General features: G+C 71.0%; 15 protein-coding genes. All 15 read right to left on the bottom strand.

What is annotated here, in order from left to right:
- Positions 1-98 precede the first annotated feature (98 nt).
- Positions 99-1,994 carry an ATP-dependent zinc metalloprotease FtsH gene (gene ftsH / locus E4191_RS03150; RefSeq protein WP_135312120.1) on the bottom strand — a complete coding sequence of 632 codons (1,896 nt, stop codon included), beginning with the start codon at positions 1,992-1,994 and terminating at the stop codon, positions 99-101.
- A 57-nt stretch (positions 1,995-2,051) separates the two neighbouring features.
- A complete protein-coding gene (gene tilS / locus E4191_RS03145) occupies positions 2,052-3,278 on the bottom strand; it encodes a tRNA lysidine(34) synthetase TilS (RefSeq protein WP_135312119.1) in 1,227 nt (408 codons plus the stop codon).
- The gene (locus E4191_RS03140; protein ID WP_135312118.1) at positions 3,275-4,183 is read right to left on the bottom strand and encodes a tol-pal system YbgF family protein; all 909 of its coding nucleotides are present in this window, start codon (positions 4,181-4,183) and stop codon (positions 3,275-3,277) included. The genes tilS and E4191_RS03140 overlap by 4 nt, the downstream gene beginning before the upstream one ends.
- Complete coding sequence (gene pal / locus E4191_RS03135; RefSeq protein WP_135312117.1) at positions 4,183-4,812, bottom strand: peptidoglycan-associated lipoprotein Pal; 630 nt, start codon at positions 4,810-4,812, stop codon at positions 4,183-4,185. The genes E4191_RS03140 and pal overlap by 1 nt, the downstream gene beginning before the upstream one ends.
- Before the next feature lie 7 nt (positions 4,813-4,819).
- Positions 4,820-6,139: a Tol-Pal system beta propeller repeat protein TolB gene (gene tolB, locus E4191_RS03130; protein ID WP_135312116.1), complete on the bottom strand. Its 1,320-nt coding sequence runs from the start codon at positions 6,137-6,139 to the stop codon at positions 4,820-4,822.
- A gap of 53 nt (positions 6,140-6,192) precedes the next feature.
- A complete protein-coding gene (locus tag E4191_RS03125; RefSeq protein WP_135312115.1) occupies positions 6,193-8,229 on the bottom strand; it encodes a hypothetical protein in 2,037 nt (678 codons plus the stop codon).
- A 3-nt stretch (positions 8,230-8,232) separates the two neighbouring features.
- Positions 8,233-8,697, bottom strand: coding sequence for a protein TolR (tolR, locus tag E4191_RS03120; RefSeq protein ID WP_135312114.1), 465 nt, complete (start codon positions 8,695-8,697; stop codon positions 8,233-8,235).
- Between the two features lie 3 nt (positions 8,698-8,700).
- Positions 8,701-9,393 (bottom strand): protein TolQ, encoded by a 693-nt coding sequence (gene tolQ, locus E4191_RS03115; RefSeq protein ID WP_135312113.1) that lies wholly within the window; start codon positions 9,391-9,393, stop codon positions 8,701-8,703.
- A gap of 115 nt (positions 9,394-9,508) precedes the next feature.
- The gene (locus E4191_RS03110) at positions 9,509-10,237 is read right to left on the bottom strand and encodes a sulfotransferase-like domain-containing protein (RefSeq protein ID WP_135312112.1); all 729 of its coding nucleotides are present in this window, start codon (positions 10,235-10,237) and stop codon (positions 9,509-9,511) included.
- The gene (gene ybgC, locus E4191_RS03105) at positions 10,230-10,622 is read right to left on the bottom strand and encodes a tol-pal system-associated acyl-CoA thioesterase (RefSeq protein WP_135312111.1); all 393 of its coding nucleotides are present in this window, start codon (positions 10,620-10,622) and stop codon (positions 10,230-10,232) included. The genes E4191_RS03110 and ybgC overlap by 8 nt, the downstream gene beginning before the upstream one ends.
- A 35-nt stretch (positions 10,623-10,657) precedes the next feature.
- Positions 10,658-11,689, bottom strand: a complete 1,032-nt coding sequence (gene ruvB / locus E4191_RS03100) for a Holliday junction branch migration DNA helicase RuvB (RefSeq protein ID WP_135312110.1) — start codon at positions 11,687-11,689, stop codon at positions 10,658-10,660.
- Positions 11,686-12,624, bottom strand: a complete 939-nt coding sequence (gene htpX, locus E4191_RS03095) for a zinc metalloprotease HtpX (RefSeq protein WP_135312109.1) — start codon at positions 12,622-12,624, stop codon at positions 11,686-11,688. Before htpX ends, ruvB begins: the two co-directional genes overlap by 4 nt.
- A 15-nt stretch (positions 12,625-12,639) precedes the next feature.
- Positions 12,640-13,344 carry a Holliday junction branch migration protein RuvA gene (gene ruvA, locus E4191_RS03090; protein ID WP_135312108.1) on the bottom strand — a complete coding sequence of 235 codons (705 nt, stop codon included), beginning with the start codon at positions 13,342-13,344 and terminating at the stop codon, positions 12,640-12,642.
- Positions 13,341-13,850 (bottom strand): crossover junction endodeoxyribonuclease RuvC, encoded by a 510-nt coding sequence (gene ruvC, locus E4191_RS03085; RefSeq protein WP_135312107.1) that lies wholly within the window; start codon positions 13,848-13,850, stop codon positions 13,341-13,343. Before ruvC ends, ruvA begins: the two co-directional genes overlap by 4 nt.
- A gap of 121 nt (positions 13,851-13,971) precedes the next feature.
- Positions 13,972-17,457, bottom strand: coding sequence for a DNA polymerase III subunit alpha (gene dnaE, locus E4191_RS03080; protein ID WP_135312106.1), 3,486 nt, complete (start codon positions 17,455-17,457; stop codon positions 13,972-13,974).
- Between the last annotated feature and the right edge of the window lie 34 nt (positions 17,458-17,491).

Raw genomic sequence — 17,491 nt, 5'->3', positions numbered from 1 at the left:
CGCCCGCACAGGCAGGCGATCTGACGGTAACAATTCGTTCAGATATGGAAGAACCCCGGCCGAGGGCCGGGGTTCCATTCACAAGCCCCTGATTTCGTTCAGGCCGGCGCGGGATCGCCGCCCGGGTTCGGTGCGGCCCCGGTCTTCGGGATCGCCGTGACCGCGGGGATCAGGCTGGGCGGGGTGTCGTCGTCGCCGCCGTCCAGAGCGTCGCCGCGCAGGATCCGGGCGATTTCCTCGCCGGTCAGGGTCTCGTATTCCAAGAGGCCGCGGGCCATCCGCTCGAACTCGACCTCCTTCTCGATCAGGATGCGATAGGCCTCTTGGTAGCCCTCCTCGATCAGGTCGCGGACCTCCTGCTCGATCAGTTCCTTGGTCGCGGCCGAGACCGAGAACCCGCCGGTGCTGCCGTTGTAGCCCTCGTGCGCCTCGGCATAGTCCACGGCGCCGACCTTGTCGGACATGCCCCACCGCATAACCATCGCCCGGGCCAGCGCGCTGGCCTGCTGGATGTCGCCCGCGGGGCCGTTCGACACGCCTTCTTCACCATACTTGATGATCTCGGCGGCCTTGCCGGCCATGGTCATCGTGATCTTCTGCTTGGCCTCGTCCTTGTGGAAGTTCAGGCGGTCCATCTCGGGCAGGCTGACGACCATGCCTAAGGCACCGCCGCGCGGGATGATGGTCGCCTTGTAGACCGGGTCGCATTTGGGCAGCGACAGGCCGACGACGGCGTGACCTGCCTCGTGATAGGCGGTCTTTTCCTTCTGCTCGGGCGTCAGGACCAGCGAACGGCGTTCCACGCCCAGCATCACCTTGTCCTTGGCGCTTTCGAAATCGGCCATGCTGACGAAGCGGCGGCCGATCCGCGCGGCGGTCAGCGCCGCCTCGTTCACCAGGTTCATCAGGTCGGCGCCCGAGAAGCCAGGCGTGCCGCGCGCGATCAGGCGCAGGTCGACATCGGGGCCGACCGGGACCTTGCGGGCATGGACGGACAGGATCTTCTCGCGGCCCTTGATGTCGGGATTGGGCACGTGGATCTGGCGGTCGAAGCGGCCCGGACGCAGCAGCGCGGGGTCCAGCACGTCCTTGCGGTTGGTCGCGGCGACGATGATGATGCCTTCGTTCGCCTCGAAGCCGTCCATCTCGACCAGCAGCTGGTTCAGGGTCTGCTCGCGCTCGTCATTGCCGCCGCCGATGCCCACGCCCCGGGCGCGGCCCACGGCGTCGATCTCGTCGATGAAGAGGATGCAGGGGGCGGATTTCTTGGCCTGCTCGAACATGTCGCGGACGCGGCTGGCGCCGACGCCGACGAACATCTCGACGAAGTCCGAGCCCGAGATGGTGAAGAAGGGCACGCCCGCCTCGCCCGCGATGGCGCGGGCCAGCAGCGTCTTGCCGGTGCCCGGAGGGCCGACCAGCAGCGCGCCCTTCGGGATCTTGCCGCCGAGGCGGCTGAACTTCTGGGGGTTGCGCAGGAACTCGACGATCTCTTCCAGCTCTTCCTTGGCCTCGTCGATGCCCGCCACGTCGTCGAAGGTGACGCGGCCATGCTTTTCGGTCAGCAGCTTGGCGCGCGACTTGCCAAAGCCCATCGCGCCGCCCTTCCCGCCGCCCTGCATGCGGTTCATGAAGAAGATCCACACCCCGATCAGCAGGATGAAGGGCAGCCAGACGCCCAGCATCGACATGAAGCCGCTGCTCTGCTGCTTGACGACCCGCACGTCGACGCCCTGCTGGATCAGCCGGTCGCTGATATCCTCGCCCATCGGGCGGACACTGGCGTACTGCTGGCCGTCGGTGCCGGTGATCGCGACATCCTCGCCATCGATCGTCACGGCGCTGACCTGATCGTTCTGCACGCGCTGGATGAAGTCGGAATAGCTGATCTGGCGGCTGTTCATGGTGTTCGACCCGTCGCTGAACAGGTTGAACAGGGCCAGGATCATCAGGAACAGTACCACCCAGAAGGCGAAGTTGCGTGCATTGCCCAAGAAGGGTCCTCCGGCGGAATATGGTTTGAACAGAAAATAGGGATTATTCCCGCAGGTTCAATGCGCCTTCACCAGCCTGCGGAAATCTGCCGCGCCCCGCAGGGGGCGCAGCGTCCAGGACGCATGATCGCGCAGCAGCGGCGCGGCCACAAGCGCCTCGCCCTGCCAGATCGCGGGGCTGGCCGCGGCCTCGTCGCGCAGCAGCCCCGAATCACGCCAAGGCAGCCGCGCCAGAGCATCGAAGCCGAGCGCCGCGACATGCTGGCCGGGCGCCAGGCCCCCGATCTTCCAGCGGCGGTCCCAGACCGCGCCCGTCGTGGCACCGGCCCGCTGCGCGGCGGCGGCCTCGCGGGTGACCCGCAGCCCGGTCGCGGTCGGAGAGATCATCGCCCCGTCCAGCGTGACGCGGCCCTGCGCCATCACCGCCTCCAGCGCGTGCAGCAGCGTGGCGCGGCGGGGGGGATAGTCGCCCCCGGTCACCCACCGGCAGGCCGCGACCAGGATGCGGCGGCGGATCTCGGGCGGGGCCTCGCGCAGGGCGGCGCGCGACAGGGTCAGGCTGCCCCGCTCGGCCTCGGCCTCCTTCGAGACCAGCGCGGCATAGTCGGACAGCGCGTCGCGGGCATCGCCGATATGGCCGGCGGAGCGCGCCAGCCCCGACACGTCCAGCCCAAGCGAGGCGATGGCCTGCCGGGCGCGGACGCGGTCGTAATCGGCATTGTCATTGGTCGGATCGTCGATCCAGCCGATCCCGCGCGCGCTCAGCCAATCGCGCAGGTCGGCCCGGCCCGCCCCCAGCATCGGCCGCAGCCAGCGCATCCCGAAGGCGTCGCGCCATTCGGCCATCGCCGCCAGCCCGTCGATGCCCGAGCCGCGCGCCAGCCGCATGACCAGCGTCTCGGCCAGATCGTTGGCGGTATGGCCAAGGGCCACGGCGGGCAGGCCGTTGTGCTGCGCCCAGCCCGACAGCAGCCGCAGCCGCGCGTCGCGGGCCTGGGCCATCAGGTTGCCCACCTGCGTGTCGCGGCGCCAGAGCAGGATCGCATGCGGCAGGCCCAGGGCACGGGCGGCGCGGGCGACCTCCTCGGCCTCCTGCGCGCTGTCCTCGCGCAGGCCGTGGTCCACGGTCGCGACCATCAGCCGCCGGCCCCGCGCCCATTCCGCGGCGACATGCATCATCGCGATCGAATCGCCCCCGCCCGAGACCGCCAGCCCAAGCGCCGGCAAATCGCCGGCCAGCCGGTCCAGCGCGGCCAGGATGCGGCCGGCGGGGTCCACCGTCACTGGTGTTCGGCCATGTCGGCCGCCGCCTCGGGGTCCAGCGCGGGATCCAGCAGCGGGTCCAGCGCGCCCAGATCGCTGATGCCGCAGCCGAGGCGCGTCACCTGCTGCTCGGCCTCGAGGGCCTGGGGGCTGCCGGGAAAGCGGGCCGGGATCTCGGCCAGATAGAGGCAGGCGGCGGTCGCCTCGCCCTGCCCCTCGATCACCCGGGCGATGCCCAGCAGGCTGTCGCCCGCCAGCACGCCGTCCGGGTCGGCGGCAAAGCCCTCCAGCCAGGCGGCGGCGGCGTCGCGGGGCTGTCCGGCCATGTCCAGCGCCTGCCCCCGCAGGAACAGCGCCTCGGCGGTCAGGGGGCCGCCGGCATGAGTCTCGGCCACGTCGGCGAACATCTGCGCCGCGCGGGCATGATCGCCGCTGGCCATCACGGCGCTGGCGGCGTCGAAATCGGACCGTTCCGCCGCGGTCGCGGCGGGTGCCCCGCCCCCATCCGCGGCGGGGCGCGAGGGCGCCAGCTCTGGCGTCAGCCCGCCCGGCGCCTGCGGCACGGTCAGCGCGCTCAGATCGCAGGCGGGATCGACCTCGCACAGGCGGAACTCCAGATCGGCCAGCCGCCGCTCGCCATCCCCGGCGATGCGGTTGACGCGGTTCTGCAGCTGTTCGGTCTGGTTTGTCAGGCGCATCAGCTGCGCCTCCATCGCGTTCATGCGGTCGATGGCCCCGGCCCCGCCCGCCGCCTGGAACCCGGCGGCGCCCGAGGCGACCAGTTCGGCTCGCAGACCCTGCAGCTGGCCGCGCAGTTCGGTGACCTGCAGGCGCATGTCGGCCAGCGTCGCGGCATCCGGCGCCGCCTGCGCCAGCGCGCCCGTGGGCAGCGCCAGCGCCAGGATCAGGGCCGCGCGCAGCCGCATCACATGCCGATCCCGGTCGCGCCGCCCGGCAGGACGCCCGGCGCGGTCGCCACGGGGGCTGACACGGCGGGGGGCGTTGCCATGACCATGGCGGCGGGCGGGGCGGCCTCGGTCACGACCGTCACCACGCGGCGGTTCTGGGCATAGCAGCCCTCGTCCGAGCAGGTGGCGGCGGGGCGTTCCTTGCCGAAGGACAGGGTCCGGATGCGGTCGGGGGCCACGCCCTGCGCCACCAGGTATTCCTGCACCGCGCTGGCCCGACGGGCGCCCAGGGCCAGGTTGTATTCGCGGGTGCCGGTTTCCTCGGCATGGCCCTGCACGACGGCGGTGAAGCCCGCATGCTGGGTCAGCCAGCCGGCCTGCCGGGCCAGGATCTCGCGCGCCTCCGCCGTCAGGGTCGTCTGGTCGGCGGGAAAGCGCACGGTGTCGCCGATCGCGCTCTGGAAATACTGCGTGGTCGCCTGCGCGCCCAGGACGCCGCCCGCCAGATCGCCCTGGAACACCGCCCCGCCGCCGGTGCTGGCATAGGGGTCGGTGACCGGGGCCATGACCGGAGGCGCGGGCTGGGCACAGGCCGCCAGGGACAGAAGGGCGGCCAGCAGGGCGGGTGTCTTGGCGGCGGTCATCATGTCATCCTCATGGCATCAGGGGTCCCCAGGACGGGTCCGAGGCGGCAAAGTCCAGGTTCATGGGTCGCATGTTGCGCCCGGTGATGTCCACCGAATGCAGCCGGGGCTGGCCGTTTCCGCCCGGGGTGACGCGCGTGAACATCACCACGCGGCCGTTGGGCGCCCAGGTCGGCCCCTCGTCCAGGAAGGACTCGGTCAGCATGCGCTCGGACGATCCGTCGGTGCGCATCACCCCGATATGGAACCGGTCGCCGATCTGCTTGGTGAAGGCCACCATGTCGCCCTTGGGCGACCAGGCGGGGGTGCCGTACCGCCCCTCGCCAAAGCTGATGCGCACCGGCTCGGCCCCGTCCAGCCCCATGATGTAGAGCTGCGGCGTCCCCGAGCGATCGCTTTCGAAGACCACGCGCTGCCCGTCCGGGCTGAAGCCGGGCGAGGTGTCGATGGCGGGCGAATTGGTCAGCGGCCGCTGTGCGCCGGTCGCCACGTCCATCAGCCAGATGTCGGTATTGCCGCCCTGCTCGCGAGAATAGGCCACCCACCGCCCGTCCGGGCTGAAGGTCGGCGCGAAAGCCATGGTCGAGGCGTCCTGCGTCAGGGGCCGGGCGCTGACGCTGGCCACGTCCATCAGCTGGATCTGCGGAAAGCCGCTGTCATAGCTGGTGTACAGCAGCCGCCGCCCGTCCGGCGAGAACTTGGGCGCCAGCACCAGCGACGAGCTGTCGGTCATCCACAGGATGTTGGCGCCGTCGTAATCCATCACCCCGATGCGCTTGATGCGGGCATTCTTGGGGCCGGTCTCCTGCACGAAGGCCACGCGGCTGTCGAAATAGGGCTTCTCGCCGGTCAGCCGGGCATAGATCTGGTCGGCGATCTTGTGCGCGGCGCGGCGCCAGTCGCTGGCGCGGGCGTCGAACTGCATCCCGTCGCCCTGCGGCTGCCCCGAGACCACGTCGAACAGCCGGAACCGCACGCTGATGTTCTCGCCCATCTGCCGCACCTCGGCCGAGACCAGCGCCTGCGCGTCGATTGCCCGCCAGTCCTCGTAGCTGACGGCCTCGGCAAAGCTGCCGGGCCGCGCGACCTGCGCCTCGGCCGGGATCTCGCGGAAGAGGCCGGTGCCGGTCAGGTCCTGGGCCACCACCTGACGCACGCGGGCGGCGATCTCGGCATCGCCGTGGAAGGCGGGAATGGCGATGGTCATCGGCTCGATCACGCCATCGGTGATCTCGATGCGCAGCGGCGCGTCCTGCGCCAGCAGGGGTCCGGCCGGCAGCAGGGCTGCGGCCAGGGCGAGGGCGGAAGCAAGGATCGAGGGTCGGAACATGGCGGGGTCATTACCTTCTATCGGCGTCGGGCGAAAGGCCGCCCGCCGCGGGCTTATTGGGGGAACTCGATGCCGCCGGGCCGGAAATCGACCACGACATCGCGCCAGCGCCCGTATTTGGATGCGGGCAGATCGAAGCCCGTCTGCCCGCAGATCAGGATGGCGCGGCGGGCGACGTCGAAGGCCTGCTGCGCGGCGGCCTCGCTGCCGCCCCGGTATCCGGCGATGCGCAGGCTGCCCGGGTCGGGGATCCCGGCGGGCGACAGGGTGAAGCCGACCGAGACGCTCATCTGCGAGGCCTCGACCGACAGCGCGCCCATGTTCCAGCAGTTCTGGATGGCAAAGCGCAGCCCGTCGCGTTCCGACAGGGTCAGCGGATCGCCCATCGGCAGCCCCGCCGCCGGATCGGACAGCGGCGTGGCCTCGATCGCGTCGATCGGACCCGGGGCCAGGCGCATCATGTCGGCGGGCGGGCCCGAGGGGTCATTGGCCGGATCGGCCGGAGCGCCCGTTCCCGCCATCGCCGCCGCCATCGCGGCCGCCAGCGGGTCCAGCCCCGCCGAGGCGCCGCTGCCCCCCTCGATCATCTGCGTCTCGCCGCCCGGTGTCTGGCCGGTCGCGGCCGTGTCCTGCCCGCCGCCCGACTGCGCCTCGCGCAGCGCATCCTCCAGCGCCTGCCGGTCGGCCTCGGCCCGCGCGGCCGCCTCGGCGGCAGCCTGGCGTTCGGCATCGGCGGCGGCCTGGCGGTCTGCCTCTGCCTGACGCGCGGCTTCGGCGGCCCCGGCGGCTTGACGCTCTGCTTCAGCCTGACGCTCTGCCTCGGCAGCCGCAGCTTGGCGTTCGGCCTCTGCCTGACGCTCCGCTTCGGCGGCTGCCGCTTGCCGCTCGGCCTCTGCCTGACGCTCCGCTTCGGCGGCTGCCGCTTGCCGCTCGGCTTCAGCCTCGGCTTCCGCGGCAGCCTGGCGTTCGGCTTCGGCGGCGGCCTCGGCTGCCGCCTGACGTTCGGCCTCCGCTTCGGCGACAGCCGCAGCCTGACGCGCAGCCTCGGCTTCGGCAGCCTCAGCCGCTGCCTGGCGCTCTGCCTCGGCTGCTGCCTGGCGCTCTGCCTCTGCCGCCGCCTGACGTTCCTCCTCGGCCGCAGCCTCCGCTGCCGCCTGGCGCGCTACGTCCGCGGCTGCCTGGGCTTCCGCCTCGGCGGCAGCCTGCTGTTCGGCCTCGGCAGCCGCTGCGGCTGCGGCAGCCGCTGCGGACTGGCGCTCGGCTTCGGCCGCAGCGTCCGCTGCCGCCTGGCGGGCCGCGTCGGCCTCTGCCTCAGCGGCGGCGTCTGCGGCGGCCTGGCGCTCGGCTTCGGCCACTGCCTGACGTTCGGCAGCCAGTTCCTGCTCTGCCGCGGCGGCTTCGGCGGCGTCGGCAGCGGCCTGACGTTCGGCCTCGGCGGCGGCATTGGCGGCCTGCTGCCGCGCGGCCTCGGCCTGGGCCACGCGGCGGTTGAAGGCCTCGACCAGACCGGCGGGGCGGTCCTGCGGGCGGGGCGAGGCGTCCAGCGCCAGGACGGAACGCGGCGCCACCGGCACCGCCGGAGCGTCGAGCGTGGGCGCCGAGGGCTGGGCGGGCGGCGCCTCGGCCAGGGGCGCGGCCGGGCTGTCGGGCATCGCGGGCGGCGCCTCGGCCCCGGCGGTCTGGTTGGCGCTTGGCGCGGGCAGGTCGGTCGCCACGTCGACGGGCGTCGCGGGCGCGAAGTCGCCAAGATCGGGCTGCGCCTCGGCGGCGTCGGGGGCCTGCAAGGCGTCCAGCTGGCCGATCTGCGGGGGGGCCGCGTCGACGGGACGGGCCGTGCCGTCCTCGTCGGGGTCCACCGGACCCGCCAGGCTGGCCACCGCCGTCGCCTCGGCGCCGACCGGCCCTGCCCCGCGCGCGGCGGCGGCCAGCGCCTCGAACTCGGCGCCGGTCACGGTCGAGACCTGGGTCGTGCGCACCGGATGGTCGGGCTGCGGCCGGAACAGCGCCCCGCCCAGGATCGCCCACAGGATCAGCGACCCGTGCGCCACCCCCGAGACCCAGTAGCCGATGCGCCCTTCCCGGTCCTCCATGGCCTAGTTGCCCGTCCCGGCCGCGTCCATGCGCGGTCCGCCGGTCTCGGTGACCAGCACGATGTCGGTGATGCCCGCCGCGTTCAGCGCGCCCATGATCTGGACCACGCGGGCATAGGGGATGGTGCCGTCGGCGCGCAGGAACACGCGGGAGGTGCTGCGGTCGGCCAGGGCGGCGCGCAGGGCGGTGACCATCTGGTCGTCGGCCACGGGCTGGTCCATGACCTGCATCGCCCCCTCGGCGGGCACCGCGATGACCAGCGGTTCCTCCTGTTCGGTGGGCACGGCGCTGGCGGCGGTCTCGGGCAGGTTCAGCGGCACGCCCGCCGTCATCAGCGGCGCCGCGACCATGAAGATGATCAGCAGGACCAGCATCACGTCCACGAAGGGCGTGACGTTGATCTCAGACATCGGCATGTTGCGCCGGCGTCCCTTGCGGCTGGTCCGCTTGACGACCGAGGATGCCATGGCTCAGCCCTCGTCCATCTGGCGCGACAGAAGCGTCGAGAATTCGTCCGAGAACGCCTCCCACCCGCCGGTGATGCGCTCGGCGTCGCCCGAGAGCTTGTTGTAGAAGACGACCGCCGGGATGGCCGCGACCAGGCCCAAGGCGGTCGCCAGCAGCGCCTCGGCGATGCCCGGCGCCACGACGGCCAGGCTGGTGTCCTGGGTGAGCGCGATCCCCTCGAAGGCGGTCTTGATCCCCCAGACCGTGCCGAAGAGGCCGATGAACGGCGCGGTGGACCCCACGGTCGCCAGGAAGGACAGGCCCCGGAACAGGCGCTGCTCCTCGCGCTGGATCGCCACGTTCATGGCGCGGTCGATGCGGCTGATGCCGCCGGGGATCAGCCGCCCGTCATCGCGGTGGCTGCGGCGCCATTCGGTCATCCCGGCGCCGAAGATCCGTTCCGAAGCGCCTTTGGGCCGGTCCCCCAGGCGGTCGTACAGATCGTCCAGCGGCTCTCCGGACCAGAAGGCGCGGTCGAACTTGGACGCCTCCTGGCGGGCCTGCGCGAAGGTCAGGAACTTCTGCACGATGATCGCCCAGGACCAGAACGAGGCGACGATCAGCATGACCATCACCACCTGCACCGTCAGCGACGAGCGCCAGAACAGCGCCACGGCAGAAAAGTCGATGGCCTCGGCGGCCTGTATGGGTTCCATCTTCACTGCCTCATCATCAGGGGCCGGGACCGCGATCCCGCAGCCCGGCATTGCCGCCTTTTATCGCGTTCGCGATAGGGGTTTCATCCCCTAAGGCAACACAATGGCGTCACTTTTACGCAATGCGCAGGCGGTGGGACGCAATCGCCTCGTAGGACGGACGCAGCCGCGCCGCAAGCGCGGCCAGCGGTCCCTCCAGCGACGGGGGCGGTCCCTCGGGGCCCGCGAAGCCGGTCGAGCGGTTGACCGCATCGTACCAGACCGCGCCCCAGACCCCGTCGCAGGCCTGCGCGCCGGCGGGCCAGGCCAGCATCGCGGGGGTCCAGGGGATGTCGATGGCCGCGCACAGGGCCTGTAGCGCACGGGCCGGATCCCGGCGGATGTCGGCGCTGTCGATGACCACCGGCGCGGGGCCGTGCGCCGCCATCTCCTGCCACATCCGCCACTGGCGGTCGAAGCCCAGCTCCGCCGGATCGGGCAGGCCGCGCTTGGCCGAGAACGAGGCCGCCACCCGTTCGGGATCGCGGATCAGGAAGACGTTGGTCAGCCCCGCCGTCCAGCCCAGATCCATCCTGGGCAGCATGTGCTGGACCATGTGCTTCTGGTACTGGATGGGCCGGTCCGGCGGCGTCACGGTCAGCGCGGGCAGCACGTCCTGCCAGCGGGCGGGCTGGCTGGCGATGACCGCGTCGCGTATCGGATGGGGCAGCCCGGTCCGCAGCAGGTAATGGGCGTAGAAGGGCTCGTCCACGCAGGCGCAGTCGCCCCGGGCGGCAAAGCTGCGCATCATCGCGGTGGACAGGTTGCGCGGTCCCGACCACATGGCGATGCGCCGCTCAGCCATCGATCGCCGTCCGCAGGATCGAGGGCAGCCGGACGGGCCGCCCCTGCCGGTCGACGCAGGCGATGGTGACGCGCGCCGCGAACAGCAGCTGGTCGTCGCGCCGCACCTGCTGATCGACGATCAGCCGGGCCGGGCTGGCCTGCGCCAGATCGGTGACGACCCGCAGGACGTCGTCGAAGCGGGCGGGCCGCAGATAGTCGGCCTCGACCCGGCGCACGGCGAAGACATGGCCGCTGTCGCGCTGCATGGCCTGCTGGTCGATGCCAAGCGCGCGCACCCATTCCGACCGCGCGCGCTCGATGAATTTCAGGTAGTTGGCATAATAGACGATGCCGGCAAGATCGGTGTCTTCGTAATAGACGCGCAGGGTCAGTTCATGGCTCATGGTGGCACGCTAGGGCGGTTTTGCGCGACGTGCAATCAGCCGTCAAACAGGCTGGCCTGTCCCTGCGGCACCGGCATGTCCAGCCCCAGATGCCGCCAGGCACGCGAGGCCAGCTGCCGCCCGCGCGGGGTGCGCGCGATCAGGCCCTGCTGCAGCAGATAGGGCTCGATCACCTCCTCGATCGCGTCGCGGCTTTCGGACAGGGCGGCGGACAGCGTCTCGACCCCCACCGGCCCGCCTGCGTAATGCTGCGCCATCAGCGTCAGATAGCGGCGGTCGGCCCCGTCCAGCCCCAGATCGTCGACACCGAGCCGGTTCAGCGCGATGTCGGCGATCTCCCGGGTCAGCCGCCCGTTCCCCTCGACCAGCGCAAAGTCGATGACCCGGCGCAGCAGGCGGCCCGCGATGCGGGGGGTGCCCCGGGCGCGGCGGGCGATCTCCATCGTGCCTTCGGGATCGGCGCTGATGCCCATCAGCCGGGCACCGCGCTGCACGATCAGGTCCAGCTCGGGGATCTCGTAGAACTGCAGCCGCGTGGGAATGCCGAAGCGGTCGCGCAGCGGCGTGGTCAGCAGGCCAAGCCGCGTGGTGGCGCCGACCAGGGTGAAGGGCTGCAGCTCGATCCGCACGGTGCGGGCGGCGGGGCCGTCGCCGATCACCAGATCCAGTTCGAAATCCTCCATCGCCGGGTACAGCACCTCCTCGACCGCCGGGTTCATGCGGTGGATCTCGTCGATGAACAGCACATCGCGCGATTCGAGGTTCGTGAGGATCGCCGCCAGATCGCCCGCCCGCGCGATCACCGGGCCCGAGGTCATGCGGAAGTTCACCCCCAGCTCGCGCGCCATGATCTGCGCCAGCGTGGTCTTGCCCAGACCGGGCGGCCCGAAGAACAGCGTGTGGTCCATCGCCTTGCCGCGCATCTTGGCGCTTTCTATGAAGACCTTCAGGTTGGCGCGCGCCTCGGCCTGGCCCACGAATTCGGACAGGTTCTGCGGGCGCAGGGCCCGGTCCTCGGCGTCGCCCTCCAAGGGCGCGGGACGCAGGACGGGGTCCGAGGCGCTCATCCGCGGCCCCAGGGGGCCCGGGGGGCGCGCCCCGCGGCCCGGGCGCCGCTGCGGGGGATGCGGCTGGCGGCGGGTGCGCCGGCCATGGGGGCCGGGCCCGCGCCCCCCTCCATCGCCATCAGGCGGGCGATCCGCTCCTCGGTCGGGGGATGGGTCGAGAACAGCTTGTCGGCGCGCAGCGCGTGCAGCGGGTTGATGATGAACATCGAGGCCGCCGCCGGGTTCTTCTCGGCGGGCACGTTGACCGTGCGCCCGGCCGCCGCGGCGATCCGTTGCAGCGCCTGCGCCAAGGCGCGCGGCTGGCCGCAGATCGCGGCGCCGGTCGCATCGGCCTCGTATTCGCGGGCCCTCGAGATCGCCATCTGCACCATCATCGCGGCCATCGGCGCCACGATCATCGCGATGATGCTGCCGATCATGCCGCCCCGCCCGTCGCGGCCCCCCGCGAACAGCATCATGTTGCCCATCATCGCGATGGCGCCCGCCATGGTGGCGGTGATGGTCATGGTCAGCGTGTCGCGATGCTTGATATGGGCCAGCTCATGCGCGATCACGCCCGCGATCTCGTCCCGGCTCAGCGCGCCGACCAGCCCCTGCGTGACCGCCACGGCGGCGTTTTCGGGATTGCGGCCGGTGGCGAAGGCATTGGGCTGCTCGGTCGGCAGCAGGTACAGCCTGGGCATCGGCAGGTCGGCGCGGCGGGCCAGTTCGGCGGTCATCTCGTACAGCTCGCCCGCCTGCCCCGGCGCCAGTTCCACCGCGCCCTGCTGGCGCAGGACCATCTTGTCGCTGTTCCAGTAGCTGAAGAAGTTCATGCCGCCCGCGATCACCAGCGCGATCATCGCGCCGCCCGCGCCACCCAGCATCCAGCCCAGTGCCATCACCAGCGCCGTCAGCGCCGCCATCAGCATGAAGACCTTGACGTTTCCTGCCATGTTCCGACCTCCGATTCAGTCCTTGGGCGCCAGAAGACGCAGCGCCGCGCGGATCAACGCGGGCATGGGCGCCGCCGGTTCCCGCGCCTGCGCCTCGGCCACTGCCGTCGCCGCCTCGGAGGGACCATAGCCCAGATTGGTCAGCGCCGACAGCGCGTCTGCCATCGCCTGGCCAGGATGCGGGGCGGCGGAGGCCGGCGCGGCCCCGGCACCCGGCACCGGGGCCGCGGAGGGCCCGGGGTCGGTGCCGGGCTCGTCGGCGCCCTGCCCCGCCAGCGCGCCCGCGTCCACGGTCAGCGCGCCGCCGAGCGCCATGACCGAGGGCGCCTTGTCCTTGAGTTCCAGCACGATCCGCTGCGCCAGCTTCGGCCCCACCCCGTTGGCCTTGCGGACCGAGGCCCAGTCCCCGAGCGCGATCGCGCGGCCCAGCCCCTCGGGGCCGAGCGTGCTGAGGATCGCCAGCGACACCTTGGCCCCCACCCCCTGCACCGAGGTCAGCAGCCGGTGCCATTCCTTCTCCAGCATGGTCGGAAAGCCGAACAGCTGCAGCAGGTCCTCGCGCACCAGCAGCTCGGTATAGAGCGCCGCCCCCTGCCCCACCGGAGGCAGGCCCGCCGCCGTGCGCTCGCTGACATGGATGATGTAGCCCACGCCCCGCACGTCGATCAGCACCTGATCGCGCGCCCGGTGCAGGATGACGCCCGCGATGCGCCCGATCATGCCGCGCCCCGCTTGGGGGTGGCGACGCGCAGCGTCCGGCCCTGCAGGTGGCGCGAATGGCAGATGGCGATGGCCAGCGCGTCCGCGGCGTCCGGGCTGTCGAAGATCACGCCCGGCAGCTGGATGCGGACCATGTGCTGCACCTGTTCCTTGGCGGCATGGCCCACGCCCACCACGGTCTTCTTGACCGCGTTCGGGGCGTATTCGCCGACCGAGATCCCGGCCTCGGCCGGGGCCAGCAGGGCCACGCCGCGCGCCTGGCCCAGCTTCAGCGTGCCGGTGGCGTCCTTGTTCACGAAGGTCTGCTCGACCGCCGCCTCGTCGGGGGCATGGGTGGCGATGACCGCGCAGAGGCCGCGGAACAGCACCGACAGCCGGGCGCCCAGATCCTGCGCGCCGTCCGAATGGATGGTACCGTTGGCCACGTGGCGGATGCGGGGACCATCGACCTCGATCACCCCCCAGCCCATGTTCCGCAAACCGGGATCGATGCCCAAGACCTTCATGCTGCCCTCATGTTTTTCCAAGGGTTAGCACGAAGGGCGAACATCTGCCTAGGGGGGATGCCGCGACCGGGGGTTTCACACCCCCGGACCCCCGTGGGATATTTGCGCCAAGATGAAAGGGTTATTCCTCGAGGACCTCGAGGACGCCCGGGACGGCGCGCAGGGCCTGACGGGCGGGGGTGGTCAGGGGGGCGTCACCCGCGACCTCGATCTCGATCAGGTCGTCGCCCTCGCGCAGGCGCAGGCGGATCGGGCCGCGCGAGCGGGGCGGCACGACGATGTCGGTGCGGATGCGGGTCAGCACCTCGACCAGGCGGGGGATGGTGTCGGCACCCTGCATCTCGACGGCCAGACAGCCTGCCCCGGCATCGGCCACCGCATCCTCGAGCGCCGAGACCGAATTGGCCAGCATCTTGATCTGGTCGCCCGAGGGTTCGACCTTGACCTGCAGCACGACGTTCTGCCCCGGCTCCAGCTTGTCGCGGGACGCGGTCAGCAGGTCGGAGAAGACCGTGACCTCGTAGAGACCGGTCGGGTCGGACAGGCTGACGAAGGCATAGGCCGTGCCCTTGGCCGACTTGCGTTCCATCCGCGCGGCCACGGTACCGGCGATCTGGGCCACCAGCGGGCCCTGCAGCGCGTCCTGGCTGATCTCGGCCAGGGTCTGGACCTTCTTGCGGCGCAGCGCCGGCAGGTAGTCGTCCAGCGGATGGCCGGAGAGGTAGAAGCCGATGGCCTTGTGCTCCTCGGCCAGCTTCTCAGTCGGCAGCCAGATGCCCGCCAGCGCCGGGCGGGGCGGTGGCAGATCCTCGCCCCCGCCGAACAGCGAGGTCTGGGTCGAGGCCGCCTGATCCTGCACCGCCGCCGACCACGCGACCAGCGCGTCCAGCGACTTCATCACCCGGGCGCGGTTGTCGTCGAGGATGTCGAAGGCCCCGGCGCGGGCCAGCATCTCGAGCGGGCGCTTGCCCACGCGCTTCATGTCGACGCGGCGGGCGAAGTCGTGGATGTCGCGGAAGGGCTGGTCCCCCTCCCCGCCCGCACGCCGCGCATCATGGATCAGACGCATCGCCTCGAGGCCCACGCCCTTGAGCGCGCCCAGGGCATAGTGGATGCGGCCCGGCCCGGTGGTGAAACCGGGGGCCGAGCGGTTGACGCAGGGCGGCACCATCTCGATCCCCATGCGGTCGCATTCGCGTTTGTAGATGGCCAGCTTGTCGGTCAGGTGGATGTCGCAGTTCATCACGGCGGCCATGAACTCGACCGGGTGGTTGGCCTTGAGCCAGGCGGTCTGGTAGCTGACGACCGCATAGGCGGCGGCGTGGGACTTGTTGAAGCCGTAATTGGCGAACTTTTCCAAAAGATCGAAGACCTCGCCCGCCTTCTTGTCGGGCACCCCGGCGGCCACCGCGCCCTTGACGAACTTGGGGCGTTCCTTGGCCATCTCGGCGGCGATCTTCTTGCCCATGGCGCGGCGCAGCAGGTCGGCGCCGCCGAGCGAATAGCCCGCCATGACCTGCGCGATCTGCATCACCTGTTCCTGATAGACGATGATGCCCTGCGTTTCGGCCAGGATGTGGTCGATGCTGGGATGGATGGATTCCAGGTCGCGCAGGCCGTTCTTGACCTCGCAATAGGTGGGGATGTTCTCCATCGGACCGGGGCGATAGAGGGCGACCAGCGCCACGATATCCTCGATGCAGGTGGGCTTCATGCGCCGCAGCGCATCCATCATGCCCGAGGATTCCACCTGGAAGACCGCCACCGTGCGGGCCGAGGCGAAGAGCTCGTAGCTGGGTGCGTCGTCCAGCGGGATCAGGTTGATCTGGTTTTCGGTGCCCGGGGTGGGGTCGTACAACTGCCGCCCGTCGGCGGCGACATGCAGCGGCCGCCCGGCGCCGTTGATCAGGTCGACGGCGTTCTGGATCACCGTCAGGGTCTTCAGCCCCAGGAAGTCGAACTTGACCAGACCGGCCTGTTCCACCCATTTCATGTTGAACTGCGTGGCCGGCATGTCGGAGGCCGGATCGCGATAGAGCGGCACCAGCTGGTCCAGCGGCCGGTCCCCGATCACCACGCCCGCCGCATGGGTCGAGGCGTTGCGATAGAGCCCCTCCAGCTGCTCGGCATAGTCCAGCAGTCGGGCCACGACCTCCTCGCGGGCGGCCTCGCGCAGGCGCGGCTCGTCGGCGCGGGCCTTGGCGATGCTGACGGGCTTGACGCCCTCCAGCGGGATCATCTTGGACAGGCGGTCCACCTGGCCGAAGGGCAGCTGCAGCACCCGGCCCACGTCGCGGACGGCGGCCTTGGACAGCAGCGCGCCGAAGGTGATGATCTGCCCCACCTTGTCGGCCCCGTACTTGCCCTGCACGTAGCGGATCACCTCCTCGCGGCGGTCCATGCAGAAGTCGATGTCGAAGTCGGGCATGCTGACCCGTTCCGGGTTCAGGAAGCGTTCGAAGAGCAGGCTGTAGCGCAGCGGATCGAGGTCCGTGATGGTCAGCGCATAGGCCACCAGGCTGCCCGCCCCCGACCCGCGCCCCGGTCCGACCGGGATGCCCTGGTCCTTGGCCCATCGGATGAAGTCGGCGACGATCAGGAAATAGCCGGGGAACCCCATCTGCTCGATGATGCCCAGCTCGAATTCCAGCCGCGCGGCATAGTCCTCGGGGGTGACGGCATGGGGGATGACCTTCAACCGTTCGGCCAGCCCCGCCTGCGCCTGGCGGCGCAGCTCGGCCACCTCGTCATCGGCGAACTTGGGCAGGATCGGGGCGTGGCGGGCCACGGCGAAGGCGCAGCGGCGGGCGATCTCGACGGTGTTCTCGATCGCCTCGGGCAGGTCGGCGAACAGCACCGCCATTTCCTCGGGCGACTTGAAGTAATGCTGCGGCGTCAGGCGGCGGCGGGGCTGGGACTGGTCGACATAGGCTTTTTCCGCGATGCAGATCAGCGCGTCATGCGCCTCGTACATGGTGGTCTTGGGGAAGTAGACGTCGTTCGTGGCGACCAGCGGCAGGTCGCGCGCATAGGCCAGCGCGATCAGCCCGGCCTCGGACGCGGCCTCGGCGGCCATCAGCTGGCCGGTTTCGCCGGGATGGCGCTGCAGTTCCACATAGAGGCGGGTGGGGAAGGCGGCGGTCAGGCGGTCGACCAGGGCCTCGGCCTTGGGCCCCTGCCCCTGCGCGACCAGCTGGCCCAGGGGCCCCGTCGCCCCGCCGGTCAGGCAGATCAGCCCCTCGGACCGGGCGCACAGCTCGTCCAGCGTGACATGCGGCAGCGCCCCGCCCTCGCGCAGGTACAGACACGAGGACAGCGCCATCAGGTTCAGCCAGCCGGCGCGATCCTGCGCCAGCAGCACCACTGGGCCGGTCGCCTCGGCGGCCAGCGTCACCTGGCAGCCGACGATCGGCTGGATGCCCTTGTCGCGGGCCTTCACGCTGAATTCCAGCGCGGCGAACATGTTGTTGCTGTCGGTCAGCGCCACGGCGGGCATGCCTGCATCTGCGGCAAGTCCCGGCAATTTGCCTACAGGAATGGCACCTTCCAGCAAAGAATGCTCAGAATGTGTGCGAAGGTGGATGAATCGGGGGGATTTTGGGGCCATGAGGGGGACAGTATCGCAGCCTGACCGAACAGCG

Origin of the sequence: Paracoccus liaowanqingii (assembly GCF_004683865.2) — a bacterium.
Classification (GTDB): Bacteria; Pseudomonadota; Alphaproteobacteria; order Rhodobacterales; family Rhodobacteraceae; genus Paracoccus; species Paracoccus liaowanqingii.
The sequence above is the reverse complement of the archived record's forward strand: the minus strand, read 5'-3'. Positions and strand labels throughout refer to the sequence as shown.

Excerpts from the sequence above, each read along its gene's own strand:
- ruvB (WP_135312110.1), bottom strand. The coding sequence starts at position 11,689 with ATGAGCGCCTCGGACCCCGTCCTGCGTCCCGCGCCCTTGGAGGGCGAC.
- tolR (WP_135312114.1), bottom strand. The coding sequence starts at position 8,697 with ATGGCATCCTCGGTCGTCAAGCGGACCAGCCGCAAGGGACGCCGGCGC.
- htpX (WP_135312109.1), bottom strand. The coding sequence starts at position 12,624 with ATGGCAGGAAACGTCAAGGTCTTCATGCTGATGGCGGCGCTGACGGCG.
- ybgC (WP_135312111.1), bottom strand. The coding sequence starts at position 10,622 with ATGAGCCATGAACTGACCCTGCGCGTCTATTACGAAGACACCGATCTT.
- ruvA (WP_135312108.1), bottom strand. The coding sequence starts at position 13,344 with ATGATCGGGCGCATCGCGGGCGTCATCCTGCACCGGGCGCGCGATCAG.
- tolQ (WP_135312113.1), bottom strand. The coding sequence starts at position 9,393 with ATGGAACCCATACAGGCCGCCGAGGCCATCGACTTTTCTGCCGTGGCG.
- tolB (WP_135312116.1), bottom strand. The coding sequence starts at position 6,139 with ATGTTCCGACCCTCGATCCTTGCTTCCGCCCTCGCCCTGGCCGCAGCC.
- ruvC (WP_135312107.1), bottom strand. The coding sequence starts at position 13,850 with ATGAAGGTCTTGGGCATCGATCCCGGTTTGCGGAACATGGGCTGGGGG.
- E4191_RS03140 (WP_135312118.1), bottom strand. The coding sequence starts at position 4,183 with ATGCGGCTGCGCGCGGCCCTGATCCTGGCGCTGGCGCTGCCCACGGGC.
- pal (WP_135312117.1), bottom strand. The coding sequence starts at position 4,812 with ATGATGACCGCCGCCAAGACACCCGCCCTGCTGGCCGCCCTTCTGTCC.
- E4191_RS03110 (WP_135312112.1), bottom strand. The coding sequence starts at position 10,237 with ATGGCTGAGCGGCGCATCGCCATGTGGTCGGGACCGCGCAACCTGTCC.
- E4191_RS03125 (WP_135312115.1), bottom strand. The coding sequence starts at position 8,229 with ATGGAGGACCGGGAAGGGCGCATCGGCTACTGGGTCTCGGGGGTGGCG.
- dnaE (WP_135312106.1), bottom strand. The coding sequence starts at position 17,457 with ATGGCCCCAAAATCCCCCCGATTCATCCACCTTCGCACACATTCTGAG.